17 protein-coding genes are annotated in these 15,307 nt (G+C 66.6%); 14 read left to right on the top strand and 3 right to left on the bottom strand.

All coding sequences use genetic code 11. The features are described 5' to 3' along the window. The first annotated feature begins 211 nt into the window (after positions 1–211). Positions 212–955 (top strand): hypothetical protein, encoded by a 744-nt coding sequence (locus M9945_RS22305; protein WP_367946293.1) that lies wholly within the window; start codon positions 212–214, stop codon positions 953–955. A 110-nt stretch (positions 956–1,065) separates the two neighbouring features. On the opposite strand, the gene M9945_RS22300 is transcribed toward M9945_RS22305, so the two are convergent. The 3 genes from M9945_RS22300 to M9945_RS22290 form a co-directional block, all read right to left on the bottom strand. Further along, positions 1,066–1,467 (bottom strand): YARHG domain-containing protein, encoded by a 402-nt coding sequence (locus tag M9945_RS22300; RefSeq protein WP_367946292.1) that lies wholly within the window; start codon positions 1,465–1,467, stop codon positions 1,066–1,068. A 43-nt stretch (positions 1,468–1,510) separates the two neighbouring features. Continuing rightward, the gene (gene pncB, locus M9945_RS22295) at positions 1,511–2,815 is read right to left on the bottom strand and encodes a nicotinate phosphoribosyltransferase (protein WP_367946291.1); all 1,305 of its coding nucleotides are present in this window, start codon (positions 2,813–2,815) and stop codon (positions 1,511–1,513) included. 128 nt (positions 2,816–2,943) lie between these two features. Beyond that, positions 2,944–3,726, bottom strand: coding sequence for an META domain-containing protein (locus tag M9945_RS22290; protein WP_367946290.1), 783 nt, complete (start codon positions 3,724–3,726; stop codon positions 2,944–2,946). Between the two features lie 125 nt (positions 3,727–3,851). Here M9945_RS22290 and M9945_RS22285 point away from each other — a divergent pair, with 125 nt between their 5' ends. The 13 genes from M9945_RS22285 to nuoK all read left to right on the top strand — a co-directional run bounded on the left by M9945_RS22285 (position 3,852) and on the right by nuoK (position 15,304). Further along, complete coding sequence (locus M9945_RS22285; RefSeq protein ID WP_367946289.1) at positions 3,852–4,361, top strand: tyrosine phosphatase family protein; 510 nt, start codon at positions 3,852–3,854, stop codon at positions 4,359–4,361. A gap of 181 nt (positions 4,362–4,542) precedes the next feature. Next, complete coding sequence (locus tag M9945_RS22280) at positions 4,543–4,908, top strand: NADH-quinone oxidoreductase subunit A (RefSeq protein WP_367930881.1); 366 nt, start codon at positions 4,543–4,545, stop codon at positions 4,906–4,908. Beyond that, positions 4,899–5,480 (top strand): NADH-quinone oxidoreductase subunit B family protein, encoded by a 582-nt coding sequence (locus M9945_RS22275; protein ID WP_367930882.1) that lies wholly within the window; start codon positions 4,899–4,901, stop codon positions 5,478–5,480. Before M9945_RS22280 ends, M9945_RS22275 begins: the two co-directional genes overlap by 10 nt. A 10-nt stretch (positions 5,481–5,490) precedes the next feature. Beyond that, positions 5,491–6,096: an NADH-quinone oxidoreductase subunit C gene (locus M9945_RS22270; RefSeq protein WP_367946288.1), complete on the top strand. Its 606-nt coding sequence runs from the start codon at positions 5,491–5,493 to the stop codon at positions 6,094–6,096. A gap of 8 nt (positions 6,097–6,104) precedes the next feature. Beyond that, positions 6,105–7,295: an NADH-quinone oxidoreductase subunit D gene (locus tag M9945_RS22265; protein ID WP_367946287.1), complete on the top strand. Its 1,191-nt coding sequence runs from the start codon at positions 6,105–6,107 to the stop codon at positions 7,293–7,295. Beyond that, complete coding sequence (locus M9945_RS22260; protein WP_367946286.1) at positions 7,295–8,533, top strand: NADH-quinone oxidoreductase subunit E; 1,239 nt, start codon at positions 7,295–7,297, stop codon at positions 8,531–8,533. Before M9945_RS22265 ends, M9945_RS22260 begins: the two co-directional genes overlap by 1 nt. 10 nt (positions 8,534–8,543) lie before the next feature. Beyond that, a complete protein-coding gene (nuoF, locus tag M9945_RS22255) occupies positions 8,544–9,848 on the top strand; it encodes an NADH-quinone oxidoreductase subunit NuoF (protein ID WP_367946285.1) in 1,305 nt (434 codons plus the stop codon). Between the two features lie 75 nt (positions 9,849–9,923). Continuing rightward, positions 9,924–10,514, top strand: coding sequence for an NADH-ubiquinone dehydrogenase (locus tag M9945_RS22250; RefSeq protein WP_367946284.1), 591 nt, complete (start codon positions 9,924–9,926; stop codon positions 10,512–10,514). Between the two features lie 59 nt (positions 10,515–10,573). Further along, positions 10,574–12,661, top strand: coding sequence for an NADH-quinone oxidoreductase subunit NuoG (nuoG, locus tag M9945_RS22245; RefSeq protein WP_367946283.1), 2,088 nt, complete (start codon positions 10,574–10,576; stop codon positions 12,659–12,661). A 9-nt stretch (positions 12,662–12,670) separates the two neighbouring features. After that, positions 12,671–13,720, top strand: a complete 1,050-nt coding sequence (nuoH, locus tag M9945_RS22240; protein ID WP_367946282.1) for an NADH-quinone oxidoreductase subunit NuoH — start codon at positions 12,671–12,673, stop codon at positions 13,718–13,720. 37 nt (positions 13,721–13,757) lie between these two features. Further along, complete coding sequence (nuoI, locus tag M9945_RS22235) at positions 13,758–14,249, top strand: NADH-quinone oxidoreductase subunit NuoI (RefSeq protein WP_367946281.1); 492 nt, start codon at positions 13,758–13,760, stop codon at positions 14,247–14,249. 123 nt (positions 14,250–14,372) lie between these two features. Then, the gene (locus tag M9945_RS22230) at positions 14,373–14,993 is read left to right on the top strand and encodes an NADH-quinone oxidoreductase subunit J (RefSeq protein ID WP_367946280.1); all 621 of its coding nucleotides are present in this window, start codon (positions 14,373–14,375) and stop codon (positions 14,991–14,993) included. Positions 14,994–14,995: 2 nt separating this feature from the next. Beyond that, positions 14,996–15,304: an NADH-quinone oxidoreductase subunit NuoK gene (gene nuoK / locus M9945_RS22225; protein WP_367946279.1), complete on the top strand. Its 309-nt coding sequence runs from the start codon at positions 14,996–14,998 to the stop codon at positions 15,302–15,304. Positions 15,305–15,307 lie beyond the last annotated feature (3 nt).

The raw sequence follows: 15,307 nt of genomic DNA, 5'->3' as shown, positions 1-15,307 counted from the left end.
GGGTCGCGATCTTTCAGATCGCTCCTTGCGCTTCAGGCTTTTGTTCTTGCGCATGTCTTTGTCCCGAAACCGGTTCCCACTTTCGGGGGACATGCCTATCCATAGAAGCGCCCTGCGCCGGAAGGCAAGGGCAAGGCGCGCGCCGGCGCCGGCATTTACCCGGCATTTACCATACGACCCCATTGTCGGTTGCCGATACGGAGGTGCGGACGTGCCATCGCCAGCCATCATCGACGCCGAGGACAGCGCTCCCCTGACCGTGAGGACGGGGTTCGCGCTCCGGCTGTTCTACGTCTTCGGCCTGCTCGCGCTTGCCTCGGCCGCGATCGGCCTGGCGGGGAAGTGGGCGGGCCAGTCCATCGCCATGGGCGGACACACCGATTCCAGGACCGTGCGCGAAATCGTCATCGGCGACGACGTGGTCAACGTGCCCGACAACATGATCCGCTTCGAGAAGGCGCGGCAGGACGGCGCGGCCGCCCGCCTCGATCTCTATGTGCGCTGGCCGCAGATGGACGGCTACAGCGCCGAGGCCAGCGACGCCTTCAACCATGTCGGCGGCAAGCGGAGCATCCTGTTCATTTCGTTGGAGCCGCGGATGATGTCGCGCGACATGAGCAGCCGCTACGCGCCGATCTACGGCAACCTGATCGAGCATGAATCCCGGCCCGGCCCGGCGGGCCTGCGCATCCACCGCTTCACCGAGGCATCCGGCTATGTCGACGAGGTGCTGGCGGTGGCGGAAGAGCCCGGCGCGGAGCCGTTCGTCATGCGCTGCCTCGCCGGCGCCGCCGCGAAGGAATCGCTCGCCCCGTGCGAGCGCGACATCCATATCGGCAAGGATCTGAGCCTTTCCTACCGCATGCCGCCGGAGCTGGCGGGCGAGTGGCGGGCGGTCGAGGCGAAGGTGCGCGACATGGCGGGCCGCTTCCTGCGCGGCACCGGCAACCGCTGAGCAAGGGCGCTAGAGCATTTTGCAGTCAAGTGGAATCACTTGACGTCGCATAAATGCGGCAAAACAAACAGATAGAGCGGCAGCCCGGATTTATCCGGGCGTCCGCCGCTCTAGGGCGCGCGGCAGCCCTTTTCCTTCTCGACGCGCACGATCCGGTCGATGTTGGCCTGCTCGTGCTTATTGAAGCGCAGCTTTGCAGTGTCGTTGACGAAGCAGTCGGAATTGTCGAACTCCGCCTTCGCCGCCTGCGTTTTGAAGCAGTAGCCGTTGTCGTTGTAGATCGAATTGCGCACGTACCAGAGGTTCTGGCACGAGAGCGTCCGCAGATCCTCGCGGGAGAAGGTCTCCTGGTGCGTGCAGCCGGTTTGGCCGAGATTCTCGAAACAGGCCGCCGACGCGGTCGCGGGAAGGGCAAGAAACAGAATTGCTGCTGCAACGACGCGCATGACGCTCTCTCCATCGTTCGAACCGGCGGCACGATGCGCGAGCCCGGCCGCGCCACCATAGATCATTTTCCCGCCGGACAGAATCGTCCCGCACCGCATGAGATGCGGCTCAGACCTCGACCTTCTGCCGCACGCGCGCCTCTTCGCCGAACACCTTGAGATAGCGGGCGATCTCGGCCGGGTCGCCGGTCGCCTTCTCCGGGTTGTCGGACAGCTTCACCGCCGGGCGGCCGTTGGCGCTCGTCACCTTGCAGACGAGCGAGATCGCCTTCAACGCGTCGTTGCGATCCGGGGCGCAATCCTTGAAATCGTTGGTCAGATTGGTGCCCCAGCCGAACGACATGCGCACCTTTCCGCGGAAATGGCTGTACGCGTCGACGATGGTGTCGACGTCGAGGCCGTCGGAGAAGATCAGCAGCTTTTCGCGCGGGTCGCGGCCGTGCTCGCGCCACCATTCGACGATGCGCTCGCCGCCCTCGATGGGCGGGGCGCTGTCCGGGCGGAAGCCCGTCCAGTCCGCCACCCAGTCGGGCGCGTCGCGCAGGAACGAGGCGGTGCCGAAGGCGTCGGGCAGCACGATCAAGAGGTTGCCGCCGTAATAGCGCTGCCAGTCCTGCAGCACGCGATAGGGCGAAGTGCGCAGCTCCGCGTCCGAGGTGGTCAGCGCCGCCAGCACCATCGGCAGCTCGTGCGCGTTGGTGCCGAGCGCCTCGAGATCAGTGTCCATGGCCAAGAGCACGTTCGACGTGCCGGTGAAGGAGGCGCCGATGCCTTCCTTCAGCGCCTCGACGCACCAGCGCTGCCACAGGAAGGAATGGCGGCGGCGCGTGCCGAAGTCGGAAATGCGCAGGTCAGGATATCTCTTCAGCTTCTCGACCTTCTCCCACACCTTGGCCTTGGCCCTCGCATAGGTGACGTCGAGCGCGAACGGCCCCATCGACTTCAGCGCCGCCCGGCTGCGCAGCTCGTTGATGATCGCCAGCGCCGGGATCTCCCACATCGTGGTGTCGTGCCAGCGGCCGTGGAAATGCAGCTCGTACTGCCCGTCGCGCTTCTCGAGCTCGTATTCGGGCAGACGGAAATTCTCCAGCCAGGCGAGGAAATCGGGCTCGAAGATCTGCTTGCGGCCGTAGAAGGTGTTACCCGCCAGCCAGATCATCTCCTTCTTGGTGAAGCGCAGCGTGCGCGCGTGGTCGAGCTGGGCGCGCAGCTCCTGCTCGTCGATCTCGTCGGCGAGCCGCACCGAGGTCGCGCGGTTGATCAGCGAGAAGGTGGCGTCCACGTCGCGATAGACACCCCAGATCATCTGCAGCATCAGGAGCTTGTAGAAATCCGTGTCGAGCAGGCTGCGCACGATCGGATCGAGCTTCCAGGTGTGGTTGTAGACCCTGCGGGCGATGTCGGTCTTCGGCATGTTCCTGCGCCTCGGCTAAAATGGCGCGCAAGCGGACCGGAAGAGGGACCGCTTGTCAATCTGGCAAGCGGCCGGGCCGGCGACAATCTCTTGCGCCAGCCGGATGGGAATTTGGAAGCGGCTGGCGGCTATTTGCCGACGAGAACGAGCGTCCTGCCGTTCTCGTCGAGGATCGCCAGCATGCCGTCCTTGCCCGGGCGCCAGCTTTTGGCCTTCTCGAAGGCGTCGAACAGCGCCCATTCGTGCGTCGCCTGCGGTTCCGGGCAGGCCATCAGGGTCGCCGCCGGCTTGCCGAAGGAGATCGACGCGCCGTCGAGCTTGAAGGCGCCGCGATAGGAATTGCACAGCCGGCCGGAAAATGTGCCGTCGTCGGCGAAGGCGATGGTGGCGGCGATGTCCTCGCGCACCTGCTGGCCGCCGACTTCCTCGATGCGCCACTCGCCGGTGATGAACTCCTTGCCGTCGATGCCGAACGGGGGCGGGCCTTCGTAGGGCGACAGCCTGATCGTGCCGGCGTCGACGGTCCGGCCGGCCGTATCGATCGTCACGGGGTCGGACAGCCAGCGCATCTGCGAATCGACCTCTATGCCGCCGCGCAGCACATAGGTCTTGCCGGCATCGAGATGGGCGCGCGGCACGTCGAGCGTGAAGGCCACAGGCACCTGCCGGCCCTCGAGCGCGATGCGCGTCTCGGCGGTGACGGAAGCGCCGTCCGGCGCGTCGTCGGGCTTCACCTCGACGATGGCCACCGCATTGTCGGGAAGGGCGATGCGCTGCAGATAGGTCAGTTCGCCCTTGATCGTCAGCACGGGTTCGACCCCATCCGCCAGCGCCGGAAGCGCGGAAAGCATGCTTGCGACGCCCAGCGAAGCGAGCATGAAATGGCGGCGGGTGGAGATGGGACGTGACACGGCGAATGCTCCGTTGCAGGCGAGAGTTTGCGTCATATATGGCGTCCATGCAATGAACGGCAGGTGAATGCGCGCCGGCCGCCGGCTTTTCCGCGCATCACATCCGGCTAAGGAAAGTTGCGACCGTGATCCACGTCTGTTCCGCCACGAAGGTCGAGGAAACGCTCGCCGCGTCGGGCGCGGCGCATCTGGTGACGCTGCTCGCCGCCGGGACGGATTTCACCCGCCCGGCGGGAATCGCGCCGGAAAACCACCTGTTCCTGAAGATGAACGACATCGCCGAGATGCAGGCCGGGCTGGTCGCGCCGGGCAGGGCGCATGTCGAGAGCCTGATCGCCTTCGCCCGGCGCTGGGACCGCGCGCGGCCGCTCGCCATCAACTGCTTCGCCGGCATCAGCCGCTCCACCGCGGCCGCCTATATCGTCGCGGCCGCGCTGGCGCCGGATCGCGACGAGGCGGAACTGGCGTGGACGCTGCGGCTCGCCGCGCCTTCGGCAACCCCGAATCCGCTGCTCGTGCGACATGCTGACGCGCTTCTGGCCCGGCAGGGGCGGATGATCGGGGCAATCGCGGCGATCGGTCGTGGCGAGGATGCCTACGAGGGCGTTCCGTTCGTTTTGCCGCTCGGCGGTTGACGCAGCGCAACATGGGGCAAGGTTTGACTTGCTTCGCGCCTGCGCCTGCGCTAACCCTCGCCGCGTCGCAGCAAGCCTGCGCCGCGCGGGGGCCGGCGGGAAATTCTGTCGCCACGACGTTCCCGTATCGGTGTATAGTAAGCCCATCGCGGCGGAACGTCGGCAAGCCAACGGAAAGACCATGAGCGAGCTACTCGGTTCCTATCTGCCCATCGTGATCTTCATCGGTGTGGCGCTCCTCGTCGCTGTGGCGCTTGTCGTTGCGCCTTTCCTGGTCGCATACAGCAATCCGGACCCGGAAAAGCTCTCCGCCTACGAGTGCGGCTTCAACGCCTTCGACGACGCGCGCATGAAGTTCGACGTGCGTTTCTACCTCGTCGCCATCCTGTTCATCATCTTCGACCTCGAAGTGGCCTTCCTGTTCCCGTGGGCGGTCTCCTTCGGCGAGATCGGCTGGTTCGGGTTCTGGTCGATGATGGTGTTCCTCGGCGTGCTGACCATCGGCTTCATCTATGAATGGAAGAAGGGAGCGCTGGAATGGGATTGAACGACCGCTCCCAGACCCTCGTGGCCCCGAGGCCGAGGGGAATCATCGACCCCTCGACCGGCAAGCCCGTCGGGGCCGACGACCGCTTCTTCGGCGACCTGAACGACGAGCTTTCCGACAAGGGCTTCCTCGTCACCTCGGCCGACGCTCTCATCACCTGGGCGCGCACCGGCTCGCTGATGTACATGACCTTCGGCCTCGCCTGCTGCGCGGTCGAGATGATCCATTCGGCCATGCCGCATTACGACAGCGAGCGCTTCGGCATCGCCCCGCGCGGCTCGCCGCGCCAGTCGGACGTGATGATCGTCGCCGGCACGCTGACCAACAAGATGGCGCCCGCCCTGCGCAAGGTCTACGACCAGATGCCGGAGCCGCGCTACGTCATTTCCATGGGCTCGTGCGCCAATGGCGGCGGCTACTATCACTATTCCTATTCGGTGGTGCGCGGCTGCGACCGCATCGTGCCGGTCGACATCTACGTGCCGGGCTGCCCGCCCACGGCCGAGGCGCTGCTCTACGGCATCCTTCTGCTTCAGAAGAAGATCCGCCGCACCGGCACGATCGAACGGTAGGAGACAAGGCGTGAGCGAAGCTCTTTCCGATCTTTCCGCCTATCTGCGGGAGCGCCTCGGCGCGAAGCTCGCCGACGCGACAATAGCCTTCGGCGAACTGACGCTCTCCGTCGAGGGGAGCGACATCCTCGACGTGCTGACCTTCCTGCGCGACGACGCCCAGTGCCAGTTCGTCTCGTTCATCGACATCTGCGGCGCCGACTACCCGGCGCGCGAGCGGCGCTTCGACGTGCTCTATCACCTCCTGTCGCCGCGCCAGAACCTGCGCGTGCGCGTCAAGGTCGAGACCGACGAGGAAACGCCGATCCCGTCCGCCGTTTCGGTCTATCCCGGCGCCGACTGGTACGAGCGCGAGACGTTCGACCTCTACGGCGTCCTGTTCTCCGGCCATCCCGAGCTTCGCCGCATCCTCACCGACTACGGCTTCGAGGGCTATCCGCTGCGCAAGGACTTCCCCGTCACCGGCTTCGTCGAGGTGCGCTATGACGACGAGGTCAAGCGCGTCGTCTACGAGAAGGTCGAGCTGAAGCAGGAATTCCGCAATTTCGACTTCCTGTCGCCTTGGGAAGGTACGGACTACGTGCTGCCCGGCGACGAGAAGGCCAAGGCGAACTGAGGCGTTCCATGGTCGAAACCGCCGTCCGCAACTTCAACATCAACTTCGGCCCGCAACATCCTGCGGCGCATGGCGTTCTGCGTCTCGTGCTCGAGCTGGACGGCGAGGTGGTCGACCGCGCCGACCCGCATATCGGGCTGCTGCATCGCGGCACCGAGAAGCTGATGGAGCAGAAGACCTACCTGCAGGCCGTGCCCTATCTCGACCGGCTCGATTATTGCGCGCCGATGAACCAGGAGCATGCCTTCGCGCTCGCCGCCGAGCGGCTGCTCGGCATCGAGGTGCCGCGCCGCGGGCAGGTGATCCGCGTGCTCTACAGCGAGATCGGCCGCATCCTGTCGCACATGCTCAACGTGACGACGCAGGCCATGGACGTCGGCGCGCTGACGCCGCCGCTCTGGGGCTTCGTCGAGCGCGAGAAGCTGATGGTCTTCTACGAGCGCGCCTCCGGCTCGCGCATGCACGCGGCCTATTTCCGGCCCGGCGGCGTCCATCAGGACCTGCCCGACCAGCTCGTCGAGGACATCGGCCGGTGGGTCGACCCGTTCCTGAAGACGGTCGACGATCTCGACGACCTCCTGACCGCGAACCGCATCTTCAAGCAGCGCAACGTCGACATCGCCGTCGTCAGCCTCGAGGACGCGTGGGCGCGCGGCTTCTCGGGCGTCATGGTGCGCGGCTCGGGCGCGGCGTGGGACCTGCGCAAGTCGCAGCCCTACGAGTGCTACGCCGAGATGGAGTTCGACGTCCCGATCGGCAAGAACGGCGACTGCTACGACCGCTACCTGATCCGCATGGAGGAGATGCGCCAGTCGGCGAAGATCATCCGCCAGTGCGTCGACCTGCTGCTCGGCAAGGACCGGGTCGGCCCGGTTTCGGCGGTCGACGGCAAGGTGGTGCCGCCCAAGCGCGGCGAGATGAAGCGCTCGATGGAGGCGCTGATCCACCATTTCAAGCTCTACACCGAGGGCTACCGCGTGCCGGCGGGCGAGGTCTACGCCGCCGTCGAGGCGCCGAAGGGCGAGTTCGGCGTCTATCTGGTCTCCGACGGCACCAACAAACCCTATCGCTGCAAGCTGCGCGCCCCCGGTTTCGCGCATCTGCAGGCGATGGACTTCCTGTGCCGGGGCCACATGCTGGCCGACGTCTCCGCCATCCTCGGCTCCCTCGACATCGTGTTTGGTGAGGTCGACCGATAATGTCCGTCCGCCGTCTCGCAGATGAATCCGTCCAGCCGGAGAGCTTCGCCTTCAGCCGGGAGAACGCGGCCTGGGCCAAGCAGGTCGTCAAGCGCTATCCCAAGGGCCGGCAGGCGTCGGCGGTCATTCCGCTGCTGATGCGCGCGCAGGAGCAGGAAGGCTGGGTCTCCCGCGCCACCATCGAATATGTCGCCGACATGCTGGGCATGCCCTACATCCGCGCGCTTGAGGTCGCGACCTTCTACACCCAGTTCCAGATCAAGCCGGTCGGCACGAAGGCCCATATCCAGGTCTGCGGCACCACGCCCTGCATGCTGCGCGGCGCCGAGGACCTGAAGCGGGTCTGCCGCGAGAAGATCCACCCCGAGCAGTTCCACACCAATGAGGGCGGCACGCTGTCGTGGGAAGAGGTCGAGTGCCAGGGCGCCTGCGTCAACGCGCCGATGGTCATGATCTTCAAGGACACCTACGAGGACCTGACGCCGGAGCGGCTGGCCGAGATCATCGACGAGTTCGAGGCGGGCAGAGGCGCCGGGGTGCCGGCCGGGCCGCAGAACGGGCGCACCTATTCGGCGCCGCTTTCCGGCCAGTCCACGCTGACCGACGAGACGATCTTCTTCAAGGAGAACCGCGACCGCGACGCAAGGGCCGCCGCGAAGGCCAGGGCCGACGCCGCGCCCGTCGCGCCGACGCTGGCCGCCAAGCCGAAGACCGACGCCATCGAGACCAGCCCGGCGGTGAAGTCGCCGTCCAAGGTCAAGGTGAGCCCCGGGGCCGAGGCCGCGGCGAGCGTCAAGCCGCCGCGTGAGGACAAAAAGGCCGCCGACAAGGCCGCGAGCGGCGAGCCCCGCGCGCACTCCGGCAAGCAGGCCGACGCCGTCCAGGCCTTCAAGGCCCCGGAGTCGGGCAAGGACGCCGGCAAGCCCGAATCCGCTGCTGCGCCCGTGGTTTCGCTCGACGATCCGAACCGTCCGGCAGCCATCGAGCGGCCGGCGCAGCCCGACGATCTGCAACTGATCGCCGGCGTCGGCCCGAAGAACGAGCGGCTGCTCCACGAGCTCGGCATCTACACATGGGCGCAGATCGGCGCGTGGAAGAAGGCCGAGCGCGAATGGGTGGACAGCTATCTGCGTTTCAAGGGCCGGATCGAACGCGAGGAATGGGTGAAGCAGGCCAAGGCGCTCGCGAAGGGCGGCGAGGCCGAGTACATCCGCGTCTTCGGCAAGAAGCCGAGGTGAGGGGCTAGCGATGCTGCAGGACAAGGACCGCATCTTCACCAACATCTACGGCCGCTTCGACCGGTCGCTGGCCGGCGCGATGCGCCGCGGCCACTGGGACGACACGCGGGCGCTGATCGACAAGGGCCGCGACTGGATCATCGACGAGATGAAGGCGTCCGGCCTGCGCGGCCGCGGCGGCGCCGGCTTCCCGACCGGCCTCAAATGGTCGTTCATGCCCAAGCAGAGCGACGGCCGCCCGCATTATCTCGTCGTCAACGCCGACGAATCCGAGCCGGGCACCTGCAAGGACCGCGAGATCCTGCGCCACGACCCGCACACGCTGGTCGAGGGCTGCCTGATCGCCGGCTTCGCCATGGGCGCGCACACGGCCTACATCTATGTCCGCGGCGAGTTCGTGCGCGAGCGCGAGGCGCTCCAGCGCGCGGTCGACGAGGCCTATGAGGCGGGCCTGCTCGGCAAGGACAACAAGAATGGCTGGGATATGGACGTCTACGTCCACCACGGCGCCGGCGCCTATATCTGCGGCGAGGAGACCGCGCTGCTCGAAAGCCTCGAGGGCAAGAAGGGCCAGCCGCGCCTGAAGCCGCCGTTCCCGGCCAATGTCGGCCTCTACGGCTGCCCGACCACGGTCAACAACGTCGAGTCGATCGCGGTGGCGCCGACCATCCTGCGCCGCGGCGCGGCGTGGTTCTCGTCCTTCGGCCGGCCGAACAATGTCGGCACGAAGCTGTTCTGCGTCTCCGGCCACGTCAACAACCCGTGCACGGTGGAAGAGGCGATGTCGATCCCGTTCCGCGAGCTGATCGACCGCCATTGCGGCGGCATCCGCGGCGGCTGGGACAATCTGCTCGCGGTCATTCCCGGCGGCTCGTCGGTGCCGCTGGTGCCGGCAGCCGAGATCGCCGACGCGCCGATGGATTTCGACGCGCTGCGCGATCTCAAGTCCGGCCTCGGCACCGCGGCCGTCATCGTCATGGACAAGTCGACCGACATCGTGAAGGCGATCGCGCGGCTCTCCTACTTCTACAAGCACGAGAGCTGCGGCCAGTGCACGCCCTGCCGCGAAGGCACCGGCTGGATGTGGCGCGTCATGGAGCGCCTCGTCGTCGGGCAGGCGCAGAAGCGCGAGATCGACATGCTGCTCGACGTGACCAAGCAGGTCGAGGGCCACACGATCTGCGCGCTGGGCGACGCCGCCGCCTGGCCGATCCAGGGCCTGATCCGCCATTTCCGGCCCGAGATCGAGCGCCGCATCGACGAATTCACCCGCAACGCCCATCAGGCACGGCCTGTTCTGGTCGCCGCGGAATAGCAAGGGACGAGGAGACAACCCGACGCAGGACGAAGGCGACGAGAGCGCCGCGCCCGACGGAAGGAAGCCACTGAAATGAGCACGATCGACGACTTCACCAAGGTCTACATGGACGCGATGCCGGAGCAGCTTGCCGGCACGGTGAACCTGATGGCGCATCCGCTTGCCGGCATGGCCGCCGCGAGCGCGCTCGGGCTCGGCCTTGCCGGGCAGGCGTTCGGCATGTGGGCGGGCGCGGTCGCCGGCGCTGCCGAGGCCTCGCAGAAGCTGTTCGCCGGCCTCGCCGAGCAGGAAGCGCAGCGCCGGCAGCCGCCGGCGCGTCTGCGCCTCGTCGCCTCCGGACCCGCGCCGTGCAAGGAGCCGGCGGCTCCGCGCGGCAATGCGCGCAAGGCGCCGGTCAAGGCGGTGGAAGCTGCCGGGACGGCGGCGTCCACGCAGCCGGCGGCCATCGAGCGCCCGGCCAGGCCGGACGATCTCAAGGCGATCTCCGGCGTCGGCCCCAAGCTCGAGAAGACGCTGAACGGCCTCGGCATCTGGACCTATGCGCAGATCGCGGCGCTGAACGCCGCCGAGATCGCGTGGCTTGACGAGAAGCTGGGCTTTGCCGGCCGCATCGGGCGCGACGACTGGATCGGGCAGGCCGGCAGGCTTTCCGCCGGTAGCTGAGGAATACGGGGCCGGAAGGCCCGTGAGGAATGAAGCGGGTTCCGCGGAGTTGAGGCAAGATGGCTAGACTGAAGGTCGACGGCAAGGAGATCGAGGTTCCAGACCACTACACGCTGCTGCAGGCGGCGGAGGTGGCCGGGGCCGAAGTGCCGCGTTTCTGCTTCCACGAGCGGCTGTCGATCGCCGGCAACTGCCGCATGTGCCTCGTCGAGGTGAAGGGCGGGCCGCCCAAGCCGCAGGCCTCCTGCGCCATGGGCGTGCGGGATCTCCGCCCCGGCCCGAACGGCGAATTGCCGGAGATGTTCACCAACACCCCTATGGTCAAGAAGGCCCGCGAGGGGGTGATGGAGTTCCTGCTCATCAACCACCCGCTCGACTGCCCGATCTGCGACCAGGGCGGCGAATGCGACCTCCAGGACCAGGCGATGGCCTTCGGCGTCGACGCCTCGCGCTTCCAGGAGAACAAGCGCGCGCTCGAGGACAAGTATATCGGCCCGCTGGTCAAGACGATCATGACGCGCTGCATCTACTGCACGCGCTGCGTGCGCTTCACCACCGAGGTCGCCGGCATTTCCGAGCTCGGCATCATCGGCCGCGGCGAGGATGTCGAAGTCATCACCTATCTCGAGCAGGCGCTGACCTCCGAGCTTCAGGGCAACGTCATCGATCTGTGCCCGGTCGGCGCGCTGACCGCGCGCCCCTATGCCTTCCAGGCGCGGCCGTGGGAGCTGACCAAGACCGAATCCATCGACGTGATGGACGCGCTGGGTTCGGCGATCCGCGTCGACACGCGCGGCCGCGAGGTGATGCGCATCCTGCCGCGCAACAACGACGCGGTGAACGAGGAGTGGATCTCCGACAAGACCCGCTTCATCTGGGACGGCCTGCGCACCCAGCGCCTCGACCGGCCCTATGTCCGCCGCGACGGCCGCCTTCAGGCCGCGAGCTGGGCTGAAGCGTTTTCCACGATTAAGGACGCGATTTCGAAGACGAGCGGCGACAGGATCGGCGCGATCGCCGGCGACCTCGCCACCGTCGAGGAGATGTATGCGCTGAAGGGCCTGATGGCCTCGCTCGGCTCGGCCAACATCGACTGCCGGCAGGACGGCGCCGCGCTCGACCCGGCGAACGGCCGCGCGAGCTACATCTTCAACCCGACCATCGAGGGTATCGAAGAGGCGGACGCGATCCTGATCGTCGGCTCCAACCCGCGCTTCGAAGCGTCGGTGCTGAATGCCCGCATCCGCAAGCAGTGGCTGCGCACCAACCTGCCCATCGGCGTCATCGGCGAGGCCGGCGACCTGCGCTACAAATACGAGGCGCTGGGCGCCGGGCCGGAAACGCTGGCCCAGCTCGTCGACGGCGGCATCAAATTCCTGTCCGAGCTGAAGAAGGCGAAGAAGCCGCTCGTCATCGTCGGCCAGGGCGCGCTGGCGCGCACCGACGGCGCGGCCGTGCTGGCGCTCGCGGCGAAGCTCGCCAACGATGTCGGCGCGGTCAGCGAGGAATGGAACGGCTTTGCCGTGCTGCACACGGCGGCGGCACGCGTCGGCGGGCTCGATCTCGGCTTCGTGCCGGGCGAGGGCGGCAAGGACGTAGTCGGCATGCTGTCGGGCGGGCTCGACGTGCTGTTCCTGCTCGGCGCCGACGAGATCGAGACGGGCAAGATCGGCAACGCCTTCACCGTCTATATCGGCAGCCACGGCGACGCCGGCGCGCACCGGGCCGACGTGATCCTGCCGGGCGCGACCTATACGGAAAAGTCCGGCACCTACGTCAACACCGAAGGCCGGGTGCAGCAGACCAACCGCGCCGGCTTCGCGCCGGGCGACGCCAAGGAAGACTGGGCGATCCTGCGCGCGCTGTCCGACGTCCTCGGCAAGCGCCTGCCGTTCGACTCGCTCGGCCAGCTCCGGGCGGAGCTCTACGCCGAGTTCCCGCATTTCGCCGAAATCGACGGCATCGCGCCCGGCAACCCGGCCGATGTCGCGGCCCTGGCCGGCGGCAAGGCCGGCAAGATCGGCAAGTCCGCCTTCGTCTCGCCGGTCCGGGACTTCTACTTGACCAACCCGATCGCGCGCGCCTCCGCCGTCATGGCCGAATGCTCGGCGCTGGCGAAGGGTCGCATGACGCAGGCGGCGGAATAGGGCAGGGCGATGGACACCTTCTTCTCGATCTATGTGTGGCCGACGCTCCTCGTCATTGCCCAGTCCGTGCTGGTCATCGTCGCGCTGCTCGTCTTCATCGCCTTCATCCTCTACGCCGACCGCAAGATCTGGGCCGCCGTCATGCTGCGGCGCGGGCCGAACGTCGTCGGTCCGTGGGGTCTGCTCCAGTCCTTCGCCGACCTGCTGAAATTCGTCTTCAAAGAGCCGGTGATCCCGTCCGGCGCCAACAAGGGCGTGTTCCTGCTGGCGCCGCTGGTCTCGACGGTGCTGGCGCTCGCCACCTTCGCCGTGATCCCGTTCAACGAGAACTGGGTTATCGCCGACATCAATGTCGGCATCCTCTACATCTTCGCGATCTCGTCGCTCGAAGTGTACGGCGTCATCATGGCCGGCTGGGCGTCGAACTCGAAATACCCGTTCCTCGGCGCGCTGCGCTCGGCGGCGCAGATGGTGTCCTACGAGGTCTCCATCGGCTTCGTCATCGTCACCGTGCTGCTGTGCGTCGGCTCGCTGAACCTCAGCCATATCGTGCTGGCGCAGCAGACCGGCCTCGGCACCGCGCTCGGCCTGCCCAACACCTTCCTCGACTGGCACTGGCTCGGCCTGTTCCCGATGTTCATCATCTTCTTCATCTCGGCGCTGGCGGAGACGAACAGGCCGCCCTTCGACCTGGTCGAGGCGGAGTCGGAGCTCGTCGCCGGCCACATGATCGAGTATTCCTCGACGCCGTACCTGCTGTTCATGCTCAGCGAATACGTCGCGATCATGCTGATGTGCGCGATGACGGCGATCCTGTTCCTCGGCGGCTGGCTGCCCCCGTTCGACTTCGCGCCCTTCACCTGGGTGCCGGGCGTCGTCTGGTTCGTGCTCAAGGTCTGCTTCGTCTTCTTCTTCTTCTCCATCGTGAAGACGATCGTGCCGCGCTACCGCTACGACCAGCTGATGCGCCTCGGCTGGAAGGTCTTCCTGCCGATCTCGATCTTCATGGTCGTGGCCACCGCGACGGTCCTCAAGGTCTGGGAGCACTACGTCGCATGAGCACGATCCCGTCTGTGGCTTTCTGGAGAGTACGGTCATGTCAGCGCTAGCCCACGCCGCCAAGTCGCTGCTGCTCGCGGATTTCGTCGGCGCGTTCTTCCTCGCGATGCGCCAGTTCTTCGCGCCGAAGCACACGATCAACTATCCTTACGAGAAGGGCGCTATCAGCCCGCGCTTCCGCGGCGAGCACGCGCTGCGCCGCTATCCCAACGGCGAGGAACGCTGCATCGCCTGCAAGCTGTGCGAGGCGATCTGCCCGGCGCAGGCCATCACCATCGAGGCGGGCCCGCGCCGCAACGACGGCACGCGCCGCACCGTGCGCTACGACATCGACATGGTGAAGTGCATCTATTGCGGCTTCTGCCAGGAGGCATGCCCGGTCGACGCCATCGTCGAGGGGCCGAATTTCGAGTTCGCGACCGAGACACGCGAGGAGCTCTACTACGACAAGGACAAGCTGCTCGCCAACGGCGACCGCTGGGAACGCGAGATCGCCCGCAACATGGATCTCGACGCGCCCTACAGGTAGGGGCGGCAACGGTGGACGGGCCATCCCGGCTCGTCTAAGGAACACGCGGTTTCGCGGGCCCCGAGACGGGCGCGAAGCGGGAAGAACGGCGATCTGCCGTTCGAAAAGGAGCCGGGGGAACCCATGCTGACAGGACTAGAGGCGTTCTTCTTCTATCTGTTCGCCTTCATAGCGATCGCCGCCGCCTTCATGGTGATCGCGGCGCGCAACCCGGTGCATTCCGTTCTCTGGCTGATCCTGACCTTCTTCAATGCGGCGGCGCTGTTCCTGCTCACAGGCGCGGAATTCCTCGCGATGATCCTGCTGGTCGTCTATGTCGGCGCGGTGGCGGTGCTGTTCCTGTTCGTCGTCATGATGCTCGACGTCGATTTCGCGGCGCTGAAGCGCGGCGCGCTCGAATACGCGCCGGCCGGCGCGCTGATCGGCATCATCCTCGCGGCCGAGCTGATCGTGGTGCTGGGCGGCTACGCCTTCGCGCCGGAGCTCGCGACCACCGTCGCCCAGCCGACGCCGGCGCTTACCGAGCGGCAGAACACCGCCGCGCTGGGCGACATCCTCTATACGGACTACGTCTATTTCTTCCAGATCGCCGGCCTGATCCTGCTGGTCGCGATGATCGGCGCCATCGTGCTCACGCTGCGCCACAAGGAAGGCGTCAGGCGCCAGGACGTCACCACGCAGGTGCGCCGCGACCCGGCCTCGTCGATCGAGGTCCGCAAGGTCGAGACGGGCAAGGGGCTTTGATCATGGAAGTCGGTATCGGACACTACCTGACCGTTTCTGCGGTTCTGTTCACGCTCGGCGTGTTCGGCATCTTCCTGAACAGGAAGAACATCATCGTCATCCTGATGTCGGTCGAACTGATCCTGCTCGCGGTCAACATCAATTTCGTGGCCTTCTCGGCCGCTCTGGGCGATCTCGTCGGCCAGGTCTTCGCGCTGTTCGTGCTGACGGTCGCGGCGGCCGAGGCCGCCATCGGGCTCGCCATCCTCGTCGTGTTCTTCCGCAACCGCGGCTCGATCGACGTGGAAGACGTCAACATGATGAAGGGTTGATCC

Source organism: Aquamicrobium sp., assembly GCF_023954335.1.
GTDB lineage: Bacteria > Pseudomonadota > Alphaproteobacteria > Rhizobiales > Rhizobiaceae > Aerobium.
The sequence above is the reverse complement of the archived record's forward strand: the minus strand, read 5'-3'. Positions and strand labels throughout refer to the sequence as shown.

Bases quoted from the DNA above. Each gene is read 5' to 3' on its own strand.
- nuoI (WP_367946281.1), top strand. From the start codon at position 13,758: ATGTCAGCGCTAGCCCACGCCGCCAAGTCGCTGCTGCTCGCGGATTTC.
- nuoH (WP_367946282.1), top strand. From the start codon at position 12,671: ATGGACACCTTCTTCTCGATCTATGTGTGGCCGACGCTCCTCGTCATT.
- M9945_RS22300 (WP_367946292.1), bottom strand. From the start codon at position 1,467: ATGATCTATGGTGGCGCGGCCGGGCTCGCGCATCGTGCCGCCGGTTCG.
- nuoK (WP_367946279.1), top strand. From the start codon at position 14,996: ATGGAAGTCGGTATCGGACACTACCTGACCGTTTCTGCGGTTCTGTTC.
- M9945_RS22250 (WP_367946284.1), top strand. From the start codon at position 9,924: ATGAGCACGATCGACGACTTCACCAAGGTCTACATGGACGCGATGCCG.
- M9945_RS22275 (WP_367930882.1), top strand. From the start codon at position 4,899: ATGGGATTGAACGACCGCTCCCAGACCCTCGTGGCCCCGAGGCCGAGG.
- pncB (WP_367946291.1), bottom strand. From the start codon at position 2,815: ATGCCGAAGACCGACATCGCCCGCAGGGTCTACAACCACACCTGGAAG.
- M9945_RS22265 (WP_367946287.1), top strand. From the start codon at position 6,105: ATGGTCGAAACCGCCGTCCGCAACTTCAACATCAACTTCGGCCCGCAA.
- M9945_RS22280 (WP_367930881.1), top strand. From the start codon at position 4,543: ATGAGCGAGCTACTCGGTTCCTATCTGCCCATCGTGATCTTCATCGGT.
- M9945_RS22260 (WP_367946286.1), top strand. From the start codon at position 7,295: ATGTCCGTCCGCCGTCTCGCAGATGAATCCGTCCAGCCGGAGAGCTTC.
- nuoF (WP_367946285.1), top strand. From the start codon at position 8,544: ATGCTGCAGGACAAGGACCGCATCTTCACCAACATCTACGGCCGCTTC.
- nuoG (WP_367946283.1), top strand. From the start codon at position 10,574: ATGGCTAGACTGAAGGTCGACGGCAAGGAGATCGAGGTTCCAGACCAC.
- M9945_RS22230 (WP_367946280.1), top strand. From the start codon at position 14,373: ATGCTGACAGGACTAGAGGCGTTCTTCTTCTATCTGTTCGCCTTCATA.